15 protein-coding genes are annotated in these 16,291 nt (G+C 73.1%); 5 read left to right on the top strand and 10 right to left on the bottom strand.

Annotated features, from left to right (window positions below; translation table 11 throughout):
• Window positions 1-4: 4 nt before the first annotated feature.
• Window positions 5-1,024 (bottom strand): aldo/keto reductase, encoded by a 1,020-nt coding sequence (locus HZS56_RS29210; RefSeq protein WP_216723802.1) that lies wholly within the window; start codon window positions 1,022-1,024, stop codon window positions 5-7.
• A 116-nt stretch (window positions 1,025-1,140) separates the two neighbouring features.
• Between HZS56_RS29210 and HZS56_RS29215 the strand changes: the two genes are divergently transcribed.
• On the top strand, window positions 1,141-1,755 hold the full coding sequence (locus HZS56_RS29215) for a TetR/AcrR family transcriptional regulator (RefSeq protein WP_216723803.1): 615 nt from the start codon (window positions 1,141-1,143) through the stop codon (window positions 1,753-1,755).
• A 6-nt stretch (window positions 1,756-1,761) separates the two neighbouring features.
• Here the strand turns inward: HZS56_RS29215 and HZS56_RS29220 are convergent, their stop codons facing one another.
• Window positions 1,762-2,772, bottom strand: a complete 1,011-nt coding sequence (locus HZS56_RS29220; RefSeq protein WP_216723815.1) for an alpha/beta fold hydrolase — start codon at window positions 2,770-2,772, stop codon at window positions 1,762-1,764.
• Window positions 2,773-3,003: 231 nt separating this feature from the next.
• The gene (locus tag HZS56_RS29225; RefSeq protein ID WP_216723804.1) at window positions 3,004-3,720 is read right to left on the bottom strand and encodes a uracil-DNA glycosylase; all 717 of its coding nucleotides are present in this window, start codon (window positions 3,718-3,720) and stop codon (window positions 3,004-3,006) included.
• Window positions 3,721-3,856: 136 nt separating this feature from the next.
• Between HZS56_RS29225 and HZS56_RS29230 the strand changes: the two genes are divergently transcribed.
• Entirely contained in the window at window positions 3,857-4,456 is a 600-nt protein-coding gene (locus tag HZS56_RS29230; RefSeq protein ID WP_216723805.1) for an RNA-binding S4 domain-containing protein, read from the top strand.
• Window positions 4,457-4,598: 142 nt separating this feature from the next.
• Here HZS56_RS29230 and HZS56_RS29235 read toward each other — a convergent pair whose 3' ends face one another.
• Window positions 4,599-5,294, bottom strand: coding sequence for a class I SAM-dependent methyltransferase (locus tag HZS56_RS29235; RefSeq protein WP_216723806.1), 696 nt, complete (start codon window positions 5,292-5,294; stop codon window positions 4,599-4,601).
• A gap of 182 nt (window positions 5,295-5,476) precedes the next feature.
• On the opposite strand from HZS56_RS29235, the gene HZS56_RS29240 reads away from it, so the two are divergent.
• A complete protein-coding gene (locus HZS56_RS29240; protein WP_216723807.1) occupies window positions 5,477-5,776 on the top strand; it encodes a DUF6343 family protein in 300 nt (99 codons plus the stop codon).
• Here HZS56_RS29240 and HZS56_RS29245 read toward each other — a convergent pair.
• The 4 genes from HZS56_RS29245 to rpsA all read right to left on the bottom strand — a co-directional run bounded on the left by HZS56_RS29245 (window position 5,770) and on the right by rpsA (window position 9,612).
• Window positions 5,770-6,150 (bottom strand): tetratricopeptide repeat protein, encoded by a 381-nt coding sequence (locus HZS56_RS29245; protein ID WP_031031181.1) that lies wholly within the window; start codon window positions 6,148-6,150, stop codon window positions 5,770-5,772. The genes HZS56_RS29240 and HZS56_RS29245 overlap by 7 nt on opposite strands.
• Before the next feature lie 49 nt (window positions 6,151-6,199).
• On the bottom strand, window positions 6,200-6,802 hold the full coding sequence (gene coaE / locus HZS56_RS29250) for a dephospho-CoA kinase (protein WP_216723808.1): 603 nt from the start codon (window positions 6,800-6,802) through the stop codon (window positions 6,200-6,202).
• Between the two features lie 138 nt (window positions 6,803-6,940).
• Complete coding sequence (locus HZS56_RS29255; protein ID WP_216723809.1) at window positions 6,941-7,879, bottom strand: PAC2 family protein; 939 nt, start codon at window positions 7,877-7,879, stop codon at window positions 6,941-6,943.
• A 215-nt stretch (window positions 7,880-8,094) separates the two neighbouring features.
• Window positions 8,095-9,612, bottom strand: a complete 1,518-nt coding sequence (rpsA, locus tag HZS56_RS29260) for a 30S ribosomal protein S1 (RefSeq protein ID WP_216723810.1) — start codon at window positions 9,610-9,612, stop codon at window positions 8,095-8,097.
• A 226-nt stretch (window positions 9,613-9,838) separates the two neighbouring features.
• Here rpsA and HZS56_RS29265 point away from each other — a divergent pair, with 226 nt between their 5' ends.
• Together HZS56_RS29265 and HZS56_RS29270 are read left to right on the top strand one after the other, a co-directional pair.
• Window positions 9,839-10,834 (top strand): class I SAM-dependent methyltransferase, encoded by a 996-nt coding sequence (locus HZS56_RS29265; RefSeq protein ID WP_374201221.1) that lies wholly within the window; start codon window positions 9,839-9,841, stop codon window positions 10,832-10,834.
• Window positions 10,835-10,957: 123 nt separating this feature from the next.
• Window positions 10,958-13,621, top strand: coding sequence for an ATP-dependent RNA helicase (locus HZS56_RS29270; RefSeq protein ID WP_216723811.1), 2,664 nt, complete (start codon window positions 10,958-10,960; stop codon window positions 13,619-13,621).
• A 22-nt stretch (window positions 13,622-13,643) separates the two neighbouring features.
• On the opposite strand, the gene HZS56_RS29275 is transcribed toward HZS56_RS29270, so the two are convergent.
• On the bottom strand, window positions 13,644-15,437 hold the full coding sequence (locus HZS56_RS29275) for a lytic transglycosylase domain-containing protein (RefSeq protein WP_216723812.1): 1,794 nt from the start codon (window positions 15,435-15,437) through the stop codon (window positions 13,644-13,646).
• A gap of 360 nt (window positions 15,438-15,797) precedes the next feature.
• A complete protein-coding gene (locus tag HZS56_RS29280; protein ID WP_216723813.1) occupies window positions 15,798-16,223 on the bottom strand; it encodes a hypothetical protein in 426 nt (141 codons plus the stop codon).
• Between the last annotated feature and the right edge of the window lie 68 nt (window positions 16,224-16,291).

The following is a 16,291-nucleotide window of genomic DNA, read 5'->3' on the forward strand; positions in this document are numbered from 1 at the left end:
TTCGTCAGGCCGCTGCGCGCTCCGCCGCGGGGCGGCGGCGCAGGTGGGCTTCATCGAGGGCGGGCGGCCGGTAGTCCTGGTCGAGGACGGTGACGTCGGTGCCCGGGGGCACGATCTCGTCGATCCGGTCGAGGAGGTCGTCGTCGAGGCGGACGTCGAAGGCGCTGACGAGGTCGTCGAGGTGGGCCTCCGTACGGGCGCCGACCAGGGCACTGGTGACGCCGGGGTGGGCGATGCTGAAGGCCAGGGCGAGGCGGGTCAGCGGCAGGCCCGCCTCCTCGGCGAGCGGGACGAGCTGTTCGACGACGTCGATGCGGCGCTCGTCGGTGAGGTGCCGGACGAGGCTCGCCCGGAGGAGGGGGTTCTCCTGGTTCCTGCGCACACGGCCGGTGAGCATGCCCTGGGCGAGCGGGCCCCAGACCATGACGCCCGTGCCGTGGCGCTGGGCGACGGGCAGGACCTCGCGCTCGATGCCGCGGTTGAGCAGGGAGTACGGCGGCTGCTCGGTGCGGAGGCGCTCCAGGTTGCGGCGCTCGGCCACCCACTGGGCCTCGACCAGGTCGGAGGCGGGGGTGTTGGAGGAGCCGACGGCGCGGACCTTGCCGCTGCGGACGAGGTCGGTGAGCGCGGAGAGGGTCTCCTCGAAGTCCGTGGACGGATCCAGGCGGTGGATCTGGTAGACGTCGATGTGGTCCGTCCGCAGCCGGCGCAGCGAGTTCTCGACGGCCTTCATGATCCAGCGCCGGGAGGTGCCCCGCCGGTTGGGGTCCTCGCCCACCGGCCGGCCGAACTTCGTCGCGAGCACGACGTCGTCGCGGCGCCCCTCGAGGGCCTTGCCGACGACCTCCTCGGAGTCGGCGTACGCGTCGGCGGTGTCGAGGAAGTTGATCCCCGCGTCCAGCGCCTTGTGGATGATGCGGGCCGACTCCTCGGGCTCGTTGCCCATGCGGGTGGCGAACATCAGAGTGCCGAGCGCGTAGGGGCTGACCTTGATCCCGGTGCGGCCGAGAGTGCGGTACTGCATGAGAGATCCTCCAGAGGGCAGCACGGTGCCGCCCGGCACCGTAGACTGAGCAAAACGGAAGGGCTTTCCGGTAACAGGATACGGAAAGCCTTTCCGGATAAGCAACAGGAGTCACCATGTCCGATTCGCCTGAGTCACCGCCTGCCCGGGGAGGGCGCCGTCAGCGTGCCGACGCGCAGCGCAACCTCCAAGCCCTGGTCGACGCCGCGCGGACGGTCTTCGACACCACCGGCGTGGACGCCCCTGCGAAGGAGATCGCCGATCTCGCAGGCGTGGGCGTGGGCACCCTCTACCGGCACTTCCCGCTCCGTTCGGACCTGGTCAAGGCCGTGGTGGAGAGCGGGATCGACACCATCGCCGCCCTGGGGCCACTGCTCGCCGCCGAGCACGAGCCGGGTGACGCGCTCAAGGAGTGGCTGCGGCGGTACGCGACGTTCCTGGGGAGCAAGCGCGGACTCGCCCCGGCCCTGCACTCCGGAGACCCCGCCTACAAGGAACTGCCCGGCTACTTCCTGGCCAAGGTCGGTCCCGCCCTCGCGGCGCTCCTCGACTCGGCCGTGACCGCGGGTGCCGCGCGCGACGACGTCAGCGCAGACGACGTGCTGTACGCCGTGGCCAACCTGTGCATGCCCGTGCCGGTCGAGCGGCACGGGTACCAGCCCCGGCGGATGGTCGACGTGTTCGCCGACGGCCTCCTCACGGGCGGCCGGCGACCGCCGCACGGTGGCTGACCGGTCTCAGGTGGTGCCGCGTGCGTACCTGTCCGTCGCGGCCACCAGTGCCTCGTCGCCCGTCGTCCCGGCGTCGTGTCCGGCCTCGTCGACGAGCACCAGTTCGCTGTCCGGCCAGGCGTGGTGGAGCCGCCAGACGATGCCGAGCTGGTTGCCGAAGTCGAGGCTGCCCTGGACGAGGGTGCCCGGGATGCCCTTCAGCCGGTGTGCGTCCCTGAGGACGACGCCCTCGTCGTTGGCGCCGTTGCCGTTGCTGCTGCCGTCGCCACTGCCGTCCCCGTCGCCGGCGCCGAGGAAGTGGTCGTTGCCCCAGTAGTGCGTGACGGTGCGCGCGAACCCCAGACGGAAGTCCGGGTCCTCGTAGCGGGCGACCGAACGGGGCGGGGCCGGGATGGTCGCCGTCTCCCAGTCGGTCCAGGCACGTGCGGCCCGCTCGCGGACGGCGGGGTCGGGCGACTCCAGCAGCCGGTTGTACGCGGCGGCGGGATTGCCGTCGCGTTCCTGCGCAGGCAGCTCGGCGAGGAACCGCTCGTGGGCCTCGGGGAAGATTCTCCCCAGCCCCCTGGTCAGGAGGGTTACTTCGGCGTTGGAGCCGGTGGCGACCCCGGTCAGCACCAGCTCGGTCACCACTCCGGGGTGCGTCTGCGCGTACCGCAGCCCCAGGACCGAGCCCCACGACACGCCCCACACCAGCCACCGCTCGATGCCCAGGTGGGCGCGCAGCCGCTCCAGGTCCGCCATCAGGTGAGCGGTCGTGTTGACGCTCATGTCGGTGTCGTGGGCGCTCGCGCGGGGCCGCGACCGTCCGGCGCCACGCTGGTCGAGGAGGACGATCCGGTAGGCGGCGGGATCGAAGTACCGCCGGTGGCCGGGAGACGTGCGGGATCCCGGCCCGCCGTGGAGCACGACCGCGGGCTTGCCGTGCGGGTTGCCGCAGGTCTCCCAGTACACGTGGTTGCCGTCGCCGACGTCGAGCATCCCGTGGTCGTACGGTTCGATCTCCGGATACAGGCCCATCGGAGCACCGTAGCGGCGGCGGACCGGCTCGCTCATCTCCTTTTCACCGGGCGCAGGTGCTTCATTTCGCCGGGCGCGCGTCCCCTTGAGGGATTTGCCGGGCGCGCGTTCCCTAGCCGGATTTGCCGGGCGCGCGTCCCCTTGCCGGCGCGTCCCCTTGCCGGGTCGGCAAGCCCCCTTGCTGGGCACGCGGGCCCTGGGGCGTGTGCGCGGACCCCTCACCGAGCGGCCTCACCCGGCGACGGGGAGGCCCGCCGTCCCCGCCGCGGTGCGCAGCACGCCGCGCAGCATCTCGGGGGTGAGCCGTCCCGTGAACGTGTTGCGCTGGCTGACGTGGAAGCAGCCGAAGAGCTGCAGGCCTGGCCCGTCCGCGGCGTCCAGTGTCACGCGCCCGCCGTGCGCGAAGGCCGGGCGGGGACGGGGCACCGTCCAGCCCGCCCCGGCGAAGGCGGGCAGCGCGGCCTGCCAGCCGAAGGCGCCCAGCACGACCACCGCGCGCAGCGTCGGCCGCAGCAGCCCCAGTTCCTGGACGAGCCAGGAGCGGCAGGTGTCGCGTTCGGCCGGAGTGGGCTTGTTGGCGGGCGGCGCGCAGTGCACGGGCGAGGTGATGCGTACGCCGTACAGCTCCAGGCCGTCGTCGGCACGGACGGCGGTGGGCTGCGAGGCGAGGCCCACGTCGTACAGCGCCTGGTACAGCACGTCTCCGGAGCGGTCGCCGGTGAACATCCGGCCGGTGCGGTTGGCCCCGTGGGCCGCGGGAGCGAGTCCGAGGATCAGGAGGCGCGCGTCCGGCGGCCCGAAGCCCGGCACCGGCCGGCCCCAGTACGTCCAGTCGGCGAAGGCCGCCCGTTTGGTACGGGCCACCTCTTCGCGCCACTCGACGAGCCTGGGGCACGCCCGGCACCCGGCGATCCGCCGGTCGAGTACGGAGAGGCCGCCGGTATCCATGTGTCCACCGTAAGACGGGCCGGCACCGGCCGACCCGGCAAGGGTGCGCGGCTGCCCCCGTGGCTCGGCCCGGCCCGGCGGGACGTCGTGGAAATTGCGGTCCCTCCTGTCGGTGCGGACGGTTAGGGTCGGACCCATGGCTTCCGAGCATGACGAGGGCAGGAGCGGCGAGACGGCCGCCTCCCGGGACGGTGCCGCTGCCGGCGGCCGGGCCACGGACCCTGAGACCAGCGACCCGACGACCACGGCCCCGGAGACCACCGACGCGAAGGCCGCCGACCCGAAGACCGCCGCTGCCGTCGCCGCCGCCGAGGCGGCCCGGCCGCAGCACGGCGAGAGCGTCCGCGTGGACAGCTGGATCTGGGCCGTCCGGCTGATCAAGACCCGCTCCCTCGGCGCGACCGCCTGCCGCGGCGGCCATGTCCGGGTGAACGGCGAGCGGGTGAAGCCCGCCCACTCCCTGCGCGTCGGCGACGAGGTGCGCCTGCGCCACGAGGGCCGGGAACGCGTCGTCGTGGTGAAGCGGCTGATCCGCAAGCGCGTCGGCGCTCCGGTCGCCGTGCAGTGCTACGTCGACAACTCCCCGCCGCCCCCGCCCCGCGAGGCCGTCGCGCCCGCCGGGGTGCGCGACCGCGGCGCCGGCCGTCCGACCAAGCGCGACCGCCGCGAGATGGAGCGGCTGCGCGGGCTGGAGGGCCTGACCCGCGCCCGGCGGGACGCCGAGACCAAGTCCTGACCGGCCCGCGCGCCGCACACCTCCCGCCCGGAGAAGTCCCCGGTGTCCCGTGCCCCGCGTCTCGGGACGCCGTGCCCCGCGTCTCGGGACACCGGGCTCCCGGCTCCCGGCTCCCGGCTGTGTTCCCCTGCGTCGGCCGTCGCTATCCCCCGGCCACCGCGGCCACCGGGACCGCTCGCGCCCACGTGCCGTCTTCGGTCAGGTACCCCTCCACCCCGAGTCCCGCCTCCCGCAGTGCCTCCTCGAACTCCTCCCTGGTCAGCGGCCTGGCCCGAAAGGTCTGTGTCCAGACCGCGTCCGGAAACTCGTACTCCGCGCGGACCGAGTTGACGCCGTCCCCCACCGGGTCCGACGACAGGATCCGGACGGTGAACCCGCCGGGGTCCACCCGCTCACGCGGCAGGTTCGTGTGGTAATCCGCACCCTCCCGCTGGATCAGTACGCATCCGTCCTCCGCGACGTGCCGCGCGCAGGTGCGCAGCAGCCCCCGCCGCACCTCGACGTCGCCGCTGTGCACCAGGAAGGACGCCAGCATCACCACGTCGAAGCGCTCGGCCAGGTCGAGGTCCTCGATCGGGCTGCGTATGGTCCGTGCCCCGCGCACGTGCTCCAGCATTTCGGCGGACTCGTCCACGGCGGTGACGGTGAAGCCCCGCTCCACCAGCGGGTGCGTCATGCGTCCCACCCCGCAGCCCAGCTCCAGGACGTGAGCGCCCCCGGGCACGGCGGCAGCGACGATCTCCGGCTCCGGTCCGGCGGGCAGCCTCGCATACAGCTCGACCGCACAGCCGTCCGGGGTGATGGCTCCGGGCCCCGTCCCCCGGTGGCCCTCTCGCATTTTCAGCTCCATGCCCGTCCAACGGACCGCCACCGCACACCCGTTCCCCTCCTGTGCCGGTTCACCCGACCGAGTGACGACCGAGCGACGAGGGGCCGGCCGTGCTGCGTTCCGGCCGCCGTGCCCGGGCGTTTCCCCCTCGCGCTCGCCCGCAGTACGTTGGCTGAAGGAGACGAGATCCGATGCGTACGGGCAGTGAACCGGCCACCGCGCGCAGTGCCCTGCGGGCGCGTGCCTGGCTGTGCCTGTGGGGACTGGCCTGGGCCGTCTTCGGGACGGCCGCCTTCGCGCTCACCGGTCACCTCGGGTGGGCGCTCGCCTGCGGGGTGCTCTGGCTCGTCGCCACCGCCGATCTGACGGTGGTCCTCCGGCACATCCGCCAGGGCCCGCACTACCAGCCGGGCCGGAACATCCCGCCGTACCTCCCGCCGCGCCTCCCACCGGGGGACCGGCCGCCCCGGCGGCCGGGGCGGCGTCAGTAGTCGAACCGCGCCTGCTGCAGATACTCCGGCTTGGGGTCCAGGGCCGCCGCCAGGCGGAAGTGGCGTCGGGCCTGGTCGGGACAGCCGCGGCGCTCGTAGGTGCGGGCGAGGGCGAAGTGGGCGAACGCGTTGTCCGGCTCGCGCTCCAGCACGACGGTGAATTCCAGCTCCGCCGGCCGCAGTTGTGCCGCCGCGAAGAAGGCACGCGCGCGCAGCAGACGGGCGGCCGTGTTCTCGGGGTGGGCGCCGATGACACCGTCGAGCAGTTTCACCGCGCCCTGCGGGTCCCGCGCCGCGAGCAGTTGCTCGGCTGCACGGAAGTCGATGACGTCTGTCTCCGGAGTACGTCCGGTCGAACCGCTGGTCTCGGGCACGGCAGAGTCCTTCCCTCGCTGGGAGGGATCAACGCCCGCGCGGGAGCCGCTATTCCGTGTGGGCCCTGCGCGCCAGTTCGGCCCACACCTCGTGCACGCGGTGCCGCAGTTCCTCGAGCGGCACGTCGTTGTCGACGACCACGTCGGCGATGTCCCGGCGCTGCTCACGTGTCGCCTGGGCGGCCATGCGCGCCCGGGCGTCCTGCTCGGTCATGCCGCGCAGCCGGACCAGCCGGTCCAGCTGGGTGGCGGGGTCGGTGTCCACGACGACCACGACGTCGTACAGCGGGGCCAGGCCGTTCTCGGTGAGCAGGGGGACGTCGTGGACGACGACGGCGTCCTCGGCCGCCGCCTCTTCCAGGGCGCGGGACCGTTCGCCGACGAGGGGGTGGACGATCGAGTTCAGCGCGGCCAGTTTCTCCTGGTCGGCGAAGACGATCGAGCCCAGCTTCGGCCGGTCCAGGCGGCCGTCCTCGGTGAGGACGTCCTCGCCGAACGCGTCCACGACCGCGGCGAGCCCCGGGGTGCCCGGCTCGACGACCTCCCGGGCGATCCGGTCCGCGTCGATCAGCACGGCCCCGTACTCGACGAGCAGCCGCGACACCTCGCTCTTGCCGGCTCCGATCCCGCCGGTCAGGCCCACGGACAGCATGACCGCGCCTCCACCTCTCGAATTCCCTCACGTGCGGGGAGCAACTTACCGGCTCCCCTACCGCTGCCGCCGGTCGGCCAACCGGATCGTCCCCGCTACGGCGGGGAGAGGCAGGGCGTGATCCGCCAGGTCGGCGGATCAGCCGTCGCCCTCCCGCTCCGCCAGGAAGCGTTCGAACTCGCGGCCGATCTCGTCCGCCGACGGGATGTCGACGGGCTCGGCGAGCATGTTGCCGCGGCTCTCGGCGCCCGCGGCCGCGTCGTACTGGTGCTCCAGGCCCTGGACGAGTCCGGTGAGTTCCTCGTCGCCCTCCTGGATCTGCCGGTCGATCTCCGTCTGGGTGCGGTGGGCGTCCGAGCGCAGGGAGTGCGCGATGCCGGGCAGGACCAGGCCGGTCGCCGCGGTGATCGCCTCCAGAACGGTCAGTGCGGCGTCCGGGTACGGGGAGCGGGCGATGTAGTGCGGAACGTGGGCCGCGACGCCGAGCACGTCGTGGCCGGCCTGCATCAGCCGGTACTCGACGAGCGCCTCGGCGCTGCCCGGGACCTGGGCCTCCTCGAAGGGGCTGCGGTGGCCCGGTACGAGATCGGTGCGGTTGCCGTGCGGTGTGATGCCGACGGGGCGGGTGTGCGGGACGCCCATGGGGATGCCGTGGAAACTCACGGCCAGACGGACGCCCAGCCGCTCCACGATCTGGCCGACGGCGGCGGCGAAACGCTCCCACTCGACGTCCGGCTCGGGACCGGACAGCAGCAGGAAGGGCGCGCCGGTCGCGTCCTGGACGATGCGGACTTCCAGGGTCGGGTCCTCGTAGTCCGTGTAGCTGTCCCGCTTGAAGGTCAGCAGCGGCCGGCGCGCACGGTAGTCCACGAGCCGGTCGTGGTCGAAGCGGGCGACGACCTGGTGGGGCAGCGAGTCCAGCACCCGGTCGACGATCTGGTCGCCGGTCTCACCGGCGTCGATGTATCCGTCGAAGTGGTACAGCATGACCAGTCCGGCCGACTCCTGGGCGAGTGCCATGTCGACCACCGCCAGGCCCTTCGGCTCCCATGCGTACACATCCTGCGGATCAAGCACAGTGACCGCCCCTCCTCGAGTTCCTACGTGACAACGCCCGGGCCGGGTACGGCATTCCCGGAGGTGGGGGATCCGGTCCTACGGACTCCGGCGGTCCGGGCGGCGTCCGGGTCCGGGCAGCGTCCGCGCCGGGACAGCACCGAGGGGCCGCACCTCGAAAGGTACGGCCCCTCGGTCAGCCTCTGGGCCTACCGCTGAGCGTCAGCGGACGGCGTTCAGCTCTGGCCGCCGGCCAGCTTCTCGCGGAGCGCGGCCAGCGCCTCGTCCGACGCCAGGGCGCCGGAGTTGTCGCCGCCCTCGGAGGAGTACGAACCGCCGCCGCCACCGCCGCCGCCACCGGACGCGGCCTGAGCGGCACCCGCGGTGTCGACGCCCTCGGCAGCGGCCTTCTCGTCCGCCTCGCGGGACTTGATGACCTGCGCCTGGTGCTGCTCGAAGCGCTGCTGAGCCTCGGCGTACTGCGTCTCCCAGGCCTCGCGCTGGGTCTCGTAGCCCTCGAGCCAGTCGTTGGTCTCGGGGTCGAAGCCCTCGGGGTAGATGTAGTTGCCCTGGTCGTCGTAGGACGCGGCCATGCCGTACAGGGTCGGGTCGAACTCGACCGCCGACGGGTCGGCACCGAAGGCCTCGTTGGCCTGCTTCAGCGAGAGGCTGATGCGGCGGCGCTCGAGGTCGATGTCGATGACCTTGACGAAGATCTCGTCGTTGACCTGGACGACCTGCTCCGGAATCTCCACGTGGCGCTCGGCCAGCTCGGAGATGTGGACCAGACCCTCGATGCCCTCGTCCACGCGGACGAACGCACCGAACGGAACCAGCTTCGTGACCTTGCCGGGCACGACCTGGCCGATCTGGTGGGTGCGGGCGAACTGCTGCCACGGGTCTTCCTGGGTCGCCTTCAGCGACAGGGAGACACGCTCGCGGTCCATGTCGACGTCGAGGACCTCGACGGTGACCTCCTGGCCCACCTCGACGACCTCGGACGGGTGGTCGATGTGCTTCCAGGACAGCTCGGAGACGTGGACCAGACCGTCGACGCCACCCAGGTCCACGAAGGCACCGAAGTTGACGATCGAGGAGACGACGCCGGAACGGACCTGACCCTTCTGGAGGGTGGTGAGGAACGTCTGGCGCACCTCGGACTGGGTCTGCTCCAGCCAGGCACGGCGGGACAGGACCACGTTGTTGCGGTTCTTGTCCAGCTCGATGATCTTCGCCTCGAGCTCCTTGCCCACGTAGGGCTGGAGGTCGCGGACGCGGCGCATCTCGACCAGGGAGGCCGGGAGGAAGCCACGGAGGCCGATGTCGAGGATGAGACCACCCTTGACGACCTCGATGACGGTACCGGTGACGATGCCGTCCTCTTCCTTGATCTTCTCGATGGTGCCCCAGGCACGCTCGTACTGGGCGCGCTTCTTCGAGAGGATCAGGCGGCCTTCCTTGTCCTCCTTCTGGAGAACAAGGGCCTCGATCTCGTCACCGACGGCGACGACCTCGTTGGGGTCGACGTCGTGCTTGATCGAGAGCTCACGGCTCGGGATGACACCTTCGGTCTTGTAACCGATGTCGAGCAGGACCTCGTCCCGGTCGACCTTCACGATGACGCCGTCGACGATGTCGCCGTCGTTGAAGTACTTGATCGTCTCGTCGATCGCGGCGAGGAAGGCTTCCTCGTTACCGATGTCGTTGACCGCTACCTGCGGGGTGGTGGCGGTGGTCTCGGTGCTGCTCGTCATGTGGGAAAGGGCTCCGGTACGGACATTGAAGTCGTAGGTACTGCTTACGCCGGGAGCCCGTTTCGCTCTGCAGAAGCCGGACAGCCAAGGAAGCGTCACCGAAAATCCGAGGTGACGCCTCGAGAACCGAGGGGACATACAACAGATGCGAGCGCGACCTGCTACGTCTGAGGTGCGCAGGCCCGCAGCGCAACTTGTAGCATACGGGGGCAGCCGGGCAGGGTCAATGCGCGAAGCCGCACACCCGGGGCGGATCGCCGCATACCCGGCACAAAAGCCGTCCCCCGAGGCCACACGCGCCCCTGGGCGCCCCCGTGCGACACGCCGGGGCGGGGCGGCACGGAAGAGCCCGCAGACTAGTACGAGGGAGCCGGTCATCCAAGAGCCCGCAGCGTCCGAGGCCGTACCGTCCGGGACGGGAGACGGAGCAGACGAACCCGAGGCCACCCGGCGTGCCGCCGGCGTCACGGAGAGTTCCCGCGCCAACCGCGGCTGGTGGGACCGGAACGCGGACGAGTACCAGACCGAGCACGGCACGTTCCTGGGCGACGACCGCTTCGTGTGGTGTCCCGAGGGCCTGGACGAGGTGGAGGCGGAGCTGCTCGGCCCGCCGGAGGACCTGAAGGGCAAGGACGTCCTGGAGATCGGCGCCGGCGCCGCCCAGTGCTCGCGCTGGCTCACCGGGCAGGGGGCCCGCCCGGTGGCCCTGGACCTCTCCCACCGCCAGCTCCAGCACGCCCTGCGCATCGGCGGTTCCTTCCCTCTGGTCTGCGCCGACGCGGCGGTCCTGCCCTTCGCGGACGGCTCGTTCGACCTGGCGTGCTCGGCCTACGGGGCACTGCCCTTCGTCGCGGACCCGCGGCTGGTGCTGCGGGAGGTGCGCCGGGTGCTGCGGCCGGGCGGCCGCTTGGTCTTCTCCGTCACGCACCCGGTGCGCTGGGCGTTCCCCGACGAACCGGGCCCCGAGGGCCTGTCGGTGTCGGGCTCGTACTTCGACCGCACGCCGTACGTCGAGCAGGACGACGGGGGCCGCGCGGTGTACGTCGAGCACCACAGGACGCTCGGCGACCGGGTGCGGGACGTGGTGGCGTCCGGGTTCCGGCTGGTGGACCTCGTCGAACCGGAGTGGCCGGACTGGAACACCTCGGAATGGGGCGGCTGGTCGCCGCTGCGCGGGCGGCTGATCCCGGGAACGGCGATCTTCGTCTGCGAACGCGACTGAGCCGGACCGGGCTTTCCGGACGCGCCGGTCCTGCCGGCCTTCTCTCTGACGTCTCTGACGTCTCTGAACGTAGGGCGCACGCGCGCGTGGAGGGCGGTTCCGGTGTCGTACGACACTGGTGGCGTGATCCGTTACGACGCCCTGGACGCACTGCCCGTGCGCGGTGCCCTGCCCGCGCTGCACGACGCCCTGGCGGGGCCCGGCACGGCCGTGCTGGTCGCGCCGCCCGGCACCGGCAAGACGACGCTGGTCCCGCTGGCGCTGGCCGGCCTGCTGGGCGGTGGGGAGGCTCCCGCGCGGCGCGTGGTCGTGGCCGAGCCGCGGCGGATCGCGGCGCGGGCGGCGGCCCGGCGGATGGCGTGGCTGCTGGGCGAGAAACCCGGCGGCAGGGTCGGGTACACCGTGCGCGGCGAGCGTGTGATGGGCCACCGCGCGCGCGTGGAGGTCGTCACGACCGGTGTGCTGCTGCAGCGGCTCCAGCGGGACCAGGAACTGGCCGGTGTCGACGTGGTGGTCCTCGACGAGTGCCACGAGCGGCATCTGGACGCGGACACGACGGCGGCGTTCCTGTGGGACGTGCGCGAGACGCTGCGGCCCGAGCTGCGGCTGGTGGCCGCCTCGGCCACCACCGACGCGGAGGGCTGGGCCCGGCTGCTGGGCGGGGCCCCGGTCGTGGCGGCCGAGGGGGTGGCGTACCCCGTGGAGGTCGAGTGGGCCCCGCCGGCGCGGCCGGTGCGGCCGCCGCACGGGATGCGGGTGGATCCCGCGCTGCTCGCGCACGTGGCGTCGGTGGTGCGGCGGGCGCTGGCCGAGCGGGACGGGGACGTGCTGTGCTTCCTGCCCGGTGCCGGCGAGATCGCGCGCGTCGCGGGGCGGTTGGGGGCACTCGCGGACGTCGACGTGCTTCAGGTGCACGGTCGCGCGCCGGCGGCCGTGCAGGACGCGGTGCTCGCGCCCGGGGCGCGACGCAGGGTGGTGCTGGCGACCTCGGTGGCCGAGTCGTCGCTGACGGTCCCGGGCGTACGGGTGGTGGTGGACGCGGGGCTGGCGCGGGAGCCGCGGGTGGACCACGCGCGCGGGCTGAGCGCGCTGACGACGGTGCGGGCCTCGCGGGCGTCGGCGCGGCAGCGGGCGGGCCGGGCCGGGCGTGAGGCGCCGGGGGTGGTGTACCGCTGCTGGACCGAGGCGGAGGACGCCCGTCTGCCCGGTTTCCCGGCGCCGGAGATCAAGGTGGCCGACCTGACGGCGTTCGCTCTGCAGGCGGCCTGCTGGGGCGATCCGGACGCGTCCGGACTGGCGCTGCTCGACCCGCCGCCGGGCGGGGCGATGACGGCGGCCCGGTCGGTCCTGTCGGCGGTCGGCGCGGTGGACGCCGCCGGGCGGGCCACGGACAGGGGCGTACACCTGGCACGCCTGGGCCTGCACCCCCGGCTGGGCCGGGCCCTGCTCGACGGCACGGACCTCGCGGACGGAGCAGGCCGCTCGGGCGCGGGCGAGTCGGGTGCGGGGGTGGCAGGGGCCGGCGGGTTCGCCGAGGGGCGGGGCGAGTCGGGCCCCGGGGAAGCGGGCGGCACCGCGCGTTCCGCCGGGACCGGCTGGGGTGGCCCCGGTGGCGGGGGTGCGGAGGTGGTCGCCGAGGTGGTGGGGCTGTTGAGCGAGGAAGCGCCGCGCGAGTACGGGGACGACCTGGTGTCCGCGCTGCGCACCGCCCGGCGGGGCGGGGACGCCTACGCGGCCCGGTGGCGGACCGAGGTGCGGCGGCTGCGCGGGGCCCTGGACGCGGCGGACGGCCCGGGCACGCGGCGACGGCTCGGTGACGACGCGGCCGCGGGGCTGGTGGCCGCGCTGGCCTTTCCCGAGCGGGTGGCGAGGAAGGACGGCGGCTCCTACCTCATGGTGTCCGGCACCCGCGCGGAGCTGCCGGAGGCGTCGGCGCTGCGCGGGGCGCCGTGGATCGCGGTCGCCGTCGCCGACCGGCCCCTGGGGAGGGGGCACGCGCGCGTGCAGCTCGGTGCGGTCGTCGACGAGGAGACCGCCCGGCTCGCGGCCGGGGCGCTGTTGACGGAGCGGGACGAGGTGCACTGGGCCGACGGCGACGTGGTGGCCCGGCGGGTCGAACGGCTCGGCGCCGTGGAGCTGGCGGCGCGGCCGCTCACCGACGCCGACCCCGGTCTCGTACGCGGCGCGCTCCTGGAAGGGCTGCGGCGGGAGGGGTTCGGGCTGCTGCGCCGGTCCGCGGACGCGGAGCTGCTGCGCGAGCGGCTCGCGTTTCTGCGGTGGCATCTGGGCGAGCCCTGGCCGGACGTCGGCGACGACGCGCTCCTCGCGCGCGCGGACGCGTGGCTGGAGCCCGAGCTGGGGCGGGCACGGCGACGGGCCGATCTGGGGCGGATCGACGCCGTCGCGGCACTGACCCGGCTGCTGCCCTGGGCGTCGGGAGAGGCGGCACGGCTCGACGAGCTGGCTCCCGAGCGGATCGCCGTCCCCAGTGGTTCCCGGATCCGGATCGACTACGGCGATCCCGAACGGCCCGTTCTCGCGGTGAAGTTGCAGGAGATGTTCGGGCTCCAGCACTCGCCCCTGGTCGCCGGGGTGCCGCTCCTGGTCCACCTCCTGTCCCCTGCCGGGCGCCCCGCCGCGGTCACCGCCGACCTGGCCTCGTTCTGGAAGCACGGCTACCACGGCGTACGGGCGGAACTGCGCGGCCGGTACCCGAAGCACCCGTGGCCCGAGGACCCTGCCACGGCGGAACCGACGCGGTACACGAAGGCCCGGCTCGGCAGGTGAGCCGGCCGGGCGCGACGGGTGCCTACGCGTCGGGCTCGGTCGACGCGCCGTCCGACGGGTCCGGCTCCGGTTCGGTCTCGGCCACGTTCAGGGTGACGGTGATCGTGGCGCCGCCCGCCGTGGTGAGACGCAGGACGTACGTGCCCTCGGTGTCGTCGGCGTACAGCTTCGGCAGTTTCAGCAGGCCCTTGGCGTCGGTCTTCAGGCCCGTCAGGGTGCGGACGGCCTTGTCGTCGGCGTCCTTGAAGTAGGGGCCCTTGTCGTTCTCCGTCGAGTCGAGTACCGACTTGACGAGGGTCGCGGTCACCGCGACCTTGTCCGCGACGGCGCCCTTGCGGGTGGCCTTCACCTCGACCCGGTCGGCGAACTCGCCGCCCGGTGCGCACGTCAGCGGGTCGTCGCTGATGCTGGTGAGGGCGTCGGCGACGCGCTCGGTGACGGTGACCTTGTAGTCGAGGGCCTCGACGGAACGGCCGATCACGGTGGCGCGGACGGTGAAGCCGCCGGTCTTCTCGCCGGCCACGAGGGCGGGCGCGACGGCCACGCCGGAGGCGTTGGTGGTGACCGCGGTGACCTTCTCCCCTCCGGTGAAGGTGGCGTCCGTGTCACCGACGACGGTGAAGCGGATGCGTACCTTGCCGACGGCCTTTCCGTCCTTGGTCTCGGCGCGGGTGCTGATCTTCTCGGCGAAGGTGTCGCCCGCGATGGCGGTGAGCCCGGTGCCGCCGGCGTTCTCGAGGTGGTGGACCGTGTCGGTGGGGGTGGGGCTGGGGCTCGGGGTCTCGGCCGGGGGCTCCGACTCGGCCGGCGGCGTGGGGCTCGGCGATCCGGTGCCGGGGCTGGTGGGTTTGCCCGGCTGCGACGGCTTGCTCGGGCTGGGGCTCGGGTCCGGGTCCGGGCCGGGTGACGTCGTTCGGGGGGTGCTGGTGCCGGTGCCGGTGCCCGAGTTGCCCGGCGAGGGGCTGGATCCGGAGCCGTGGCCGGGGTCGTCGCTGCGGCCGACGGGGAGGCTGCCGGTGCCGTCCGGGATCTCGTGGGTGCCCTTGCGGTAGTGCTCCAGCCAGGACAGGACCGTGGTCAGGTAGTCCTGCGAGTTGTTGTAGCTGAGGATCGCGCTCTTGAGTTCGCCCTGGTCGGAGAGGTCCCAGTTGTTGCGGCACAGGTAGTGGCCGGCGGCGAGCGCGGCGTCGTAGACGTTGTTGGGGTCTTCCTTGCCGTCGCCGTTTCCGTCGCGGGCCGCCCACGCCCAGGTGGAGGGGATGAACTGCATGGGCCCGACGGCGTTGTCGTAGGTGCTGTTGCCGTCGTGGACACCGTTGTCCGTGTCCTTGATGAGGGCGAAGCCGTTGCCGTCGAGCTGGGGGCCGATGATCTTGCCGATGGTGGTGCCGTCGGCGTCGACGCGGCCGCCGCGTGCATGGCCGGACTCCACCTTGCCGATGGCGGCGAGGAGTTCCCAGGGCAGCTTGCAGCCGGGCTTGGACTGGCGCAGTTCCGCCTCGGCCTTCTTGTACGCGTCGAGGACGGTGGCGGGGATGCCGGCCTCGGACGAACCCCGGGAGGCGGGGGTGCCGATGGTCGGTGCGGGGCTCGGGCTGTCCAGGGGCGGCAGGTCGGTGTAGTACGGCGAGTTGCCGGTGGCGCTCTCCTGGGACGGTGTGTCGGACGTCGGCGCGTTGTCGGCGGTGGTCTGTCTGCCGTTGGCGTCGGCCGTCACGTTGGGGGCCTGGGACGCGGACAGCGCCGCGACCGCGACCGCCGCGACGGTGGTGGTGACCGCCGCCTTGCGGAGCCTCCTGTCGAAATGCGCCGCCATAGAGTGAACCCCTCCCCATGGACGCCCGTGCGTCCGTCTCCGTCCGTGTCCGACACCGGCTCTCGCGCCAGTCGGCCCGCACGCCGTTGTGGCCCGCGTGCCGTCTTCAGTTGTCCTGCTCGCCCGTCGGATCCGTCCTGTGGTGACGACCGGCCCGCGCCGACGGTTGCACCGCGACCTTCCCGCCAGGGGTTCGTCTGTTCGACCAGTGCGGTGCCGCAGGCGACCCTACGGCAACTTGCTTTGCGCGGGCACCCGTTCGCGCCCGATATTCACCGGTTGCTCATACGGGGAGTTGCGCTGCCGGTCGCCGGTGCCGGCCTGCCGGCCTGCCGGCCCTGCTGCTGTACGCCGTGGCGGTCAGGGCGTGGCGTCCGGCTCCGGTCCCCACCAGCCTGGGCGGCTCCGGTGGGGTGCCGGGCCGCCGGGTGTTGCGGTGAGGGTGTCGGCGGGGGCGACGAACACGGTGAAGGTGTGTCCGGTACTCGGGCGCGGCAGCAGGGTGAGGGCCAGCGCCAGGTAGCCGCGGGCCAGGTCCGCCCACAGGCGCCAGGCCGGCGTCTCGCGCGTCTCGTCCGGGACTGCGGTGGGCCGGGGGTGGCGGCGGCCGAGTCTGCGCCGCAGGTCCGTGGCGGTGCGGCGCAGGGTCGTCGCCAGGGGGGTGGGGATGCGGCCGGTGCTTGCGCCCGGTGCGTAGACCGGGACCGGGGAGTGCGGCATGCGGGCGGGTCGGTCTGTGCTTGCCCGTGCCGGGGTCGTCCGGTGGTGGAGCATGCGTATACCCATGCCCGCATCCTCGGGGGAGAGCGGGGGCGGGGCGTTTCGTCGGGGGCCAGCGGAGTGACATGCCCTGC

Origin of the sequence: Streptomyces mayonensis, assembly GCF_018982965.1 — a bacterium.
GTDB classification, from domain to species: domain Bacteria; phylum Actinomycetota; class Actinomycetes; order Streptomycetales; family Streptomycetaceae; genus Streptomyces; species Streptomyces mayonensis.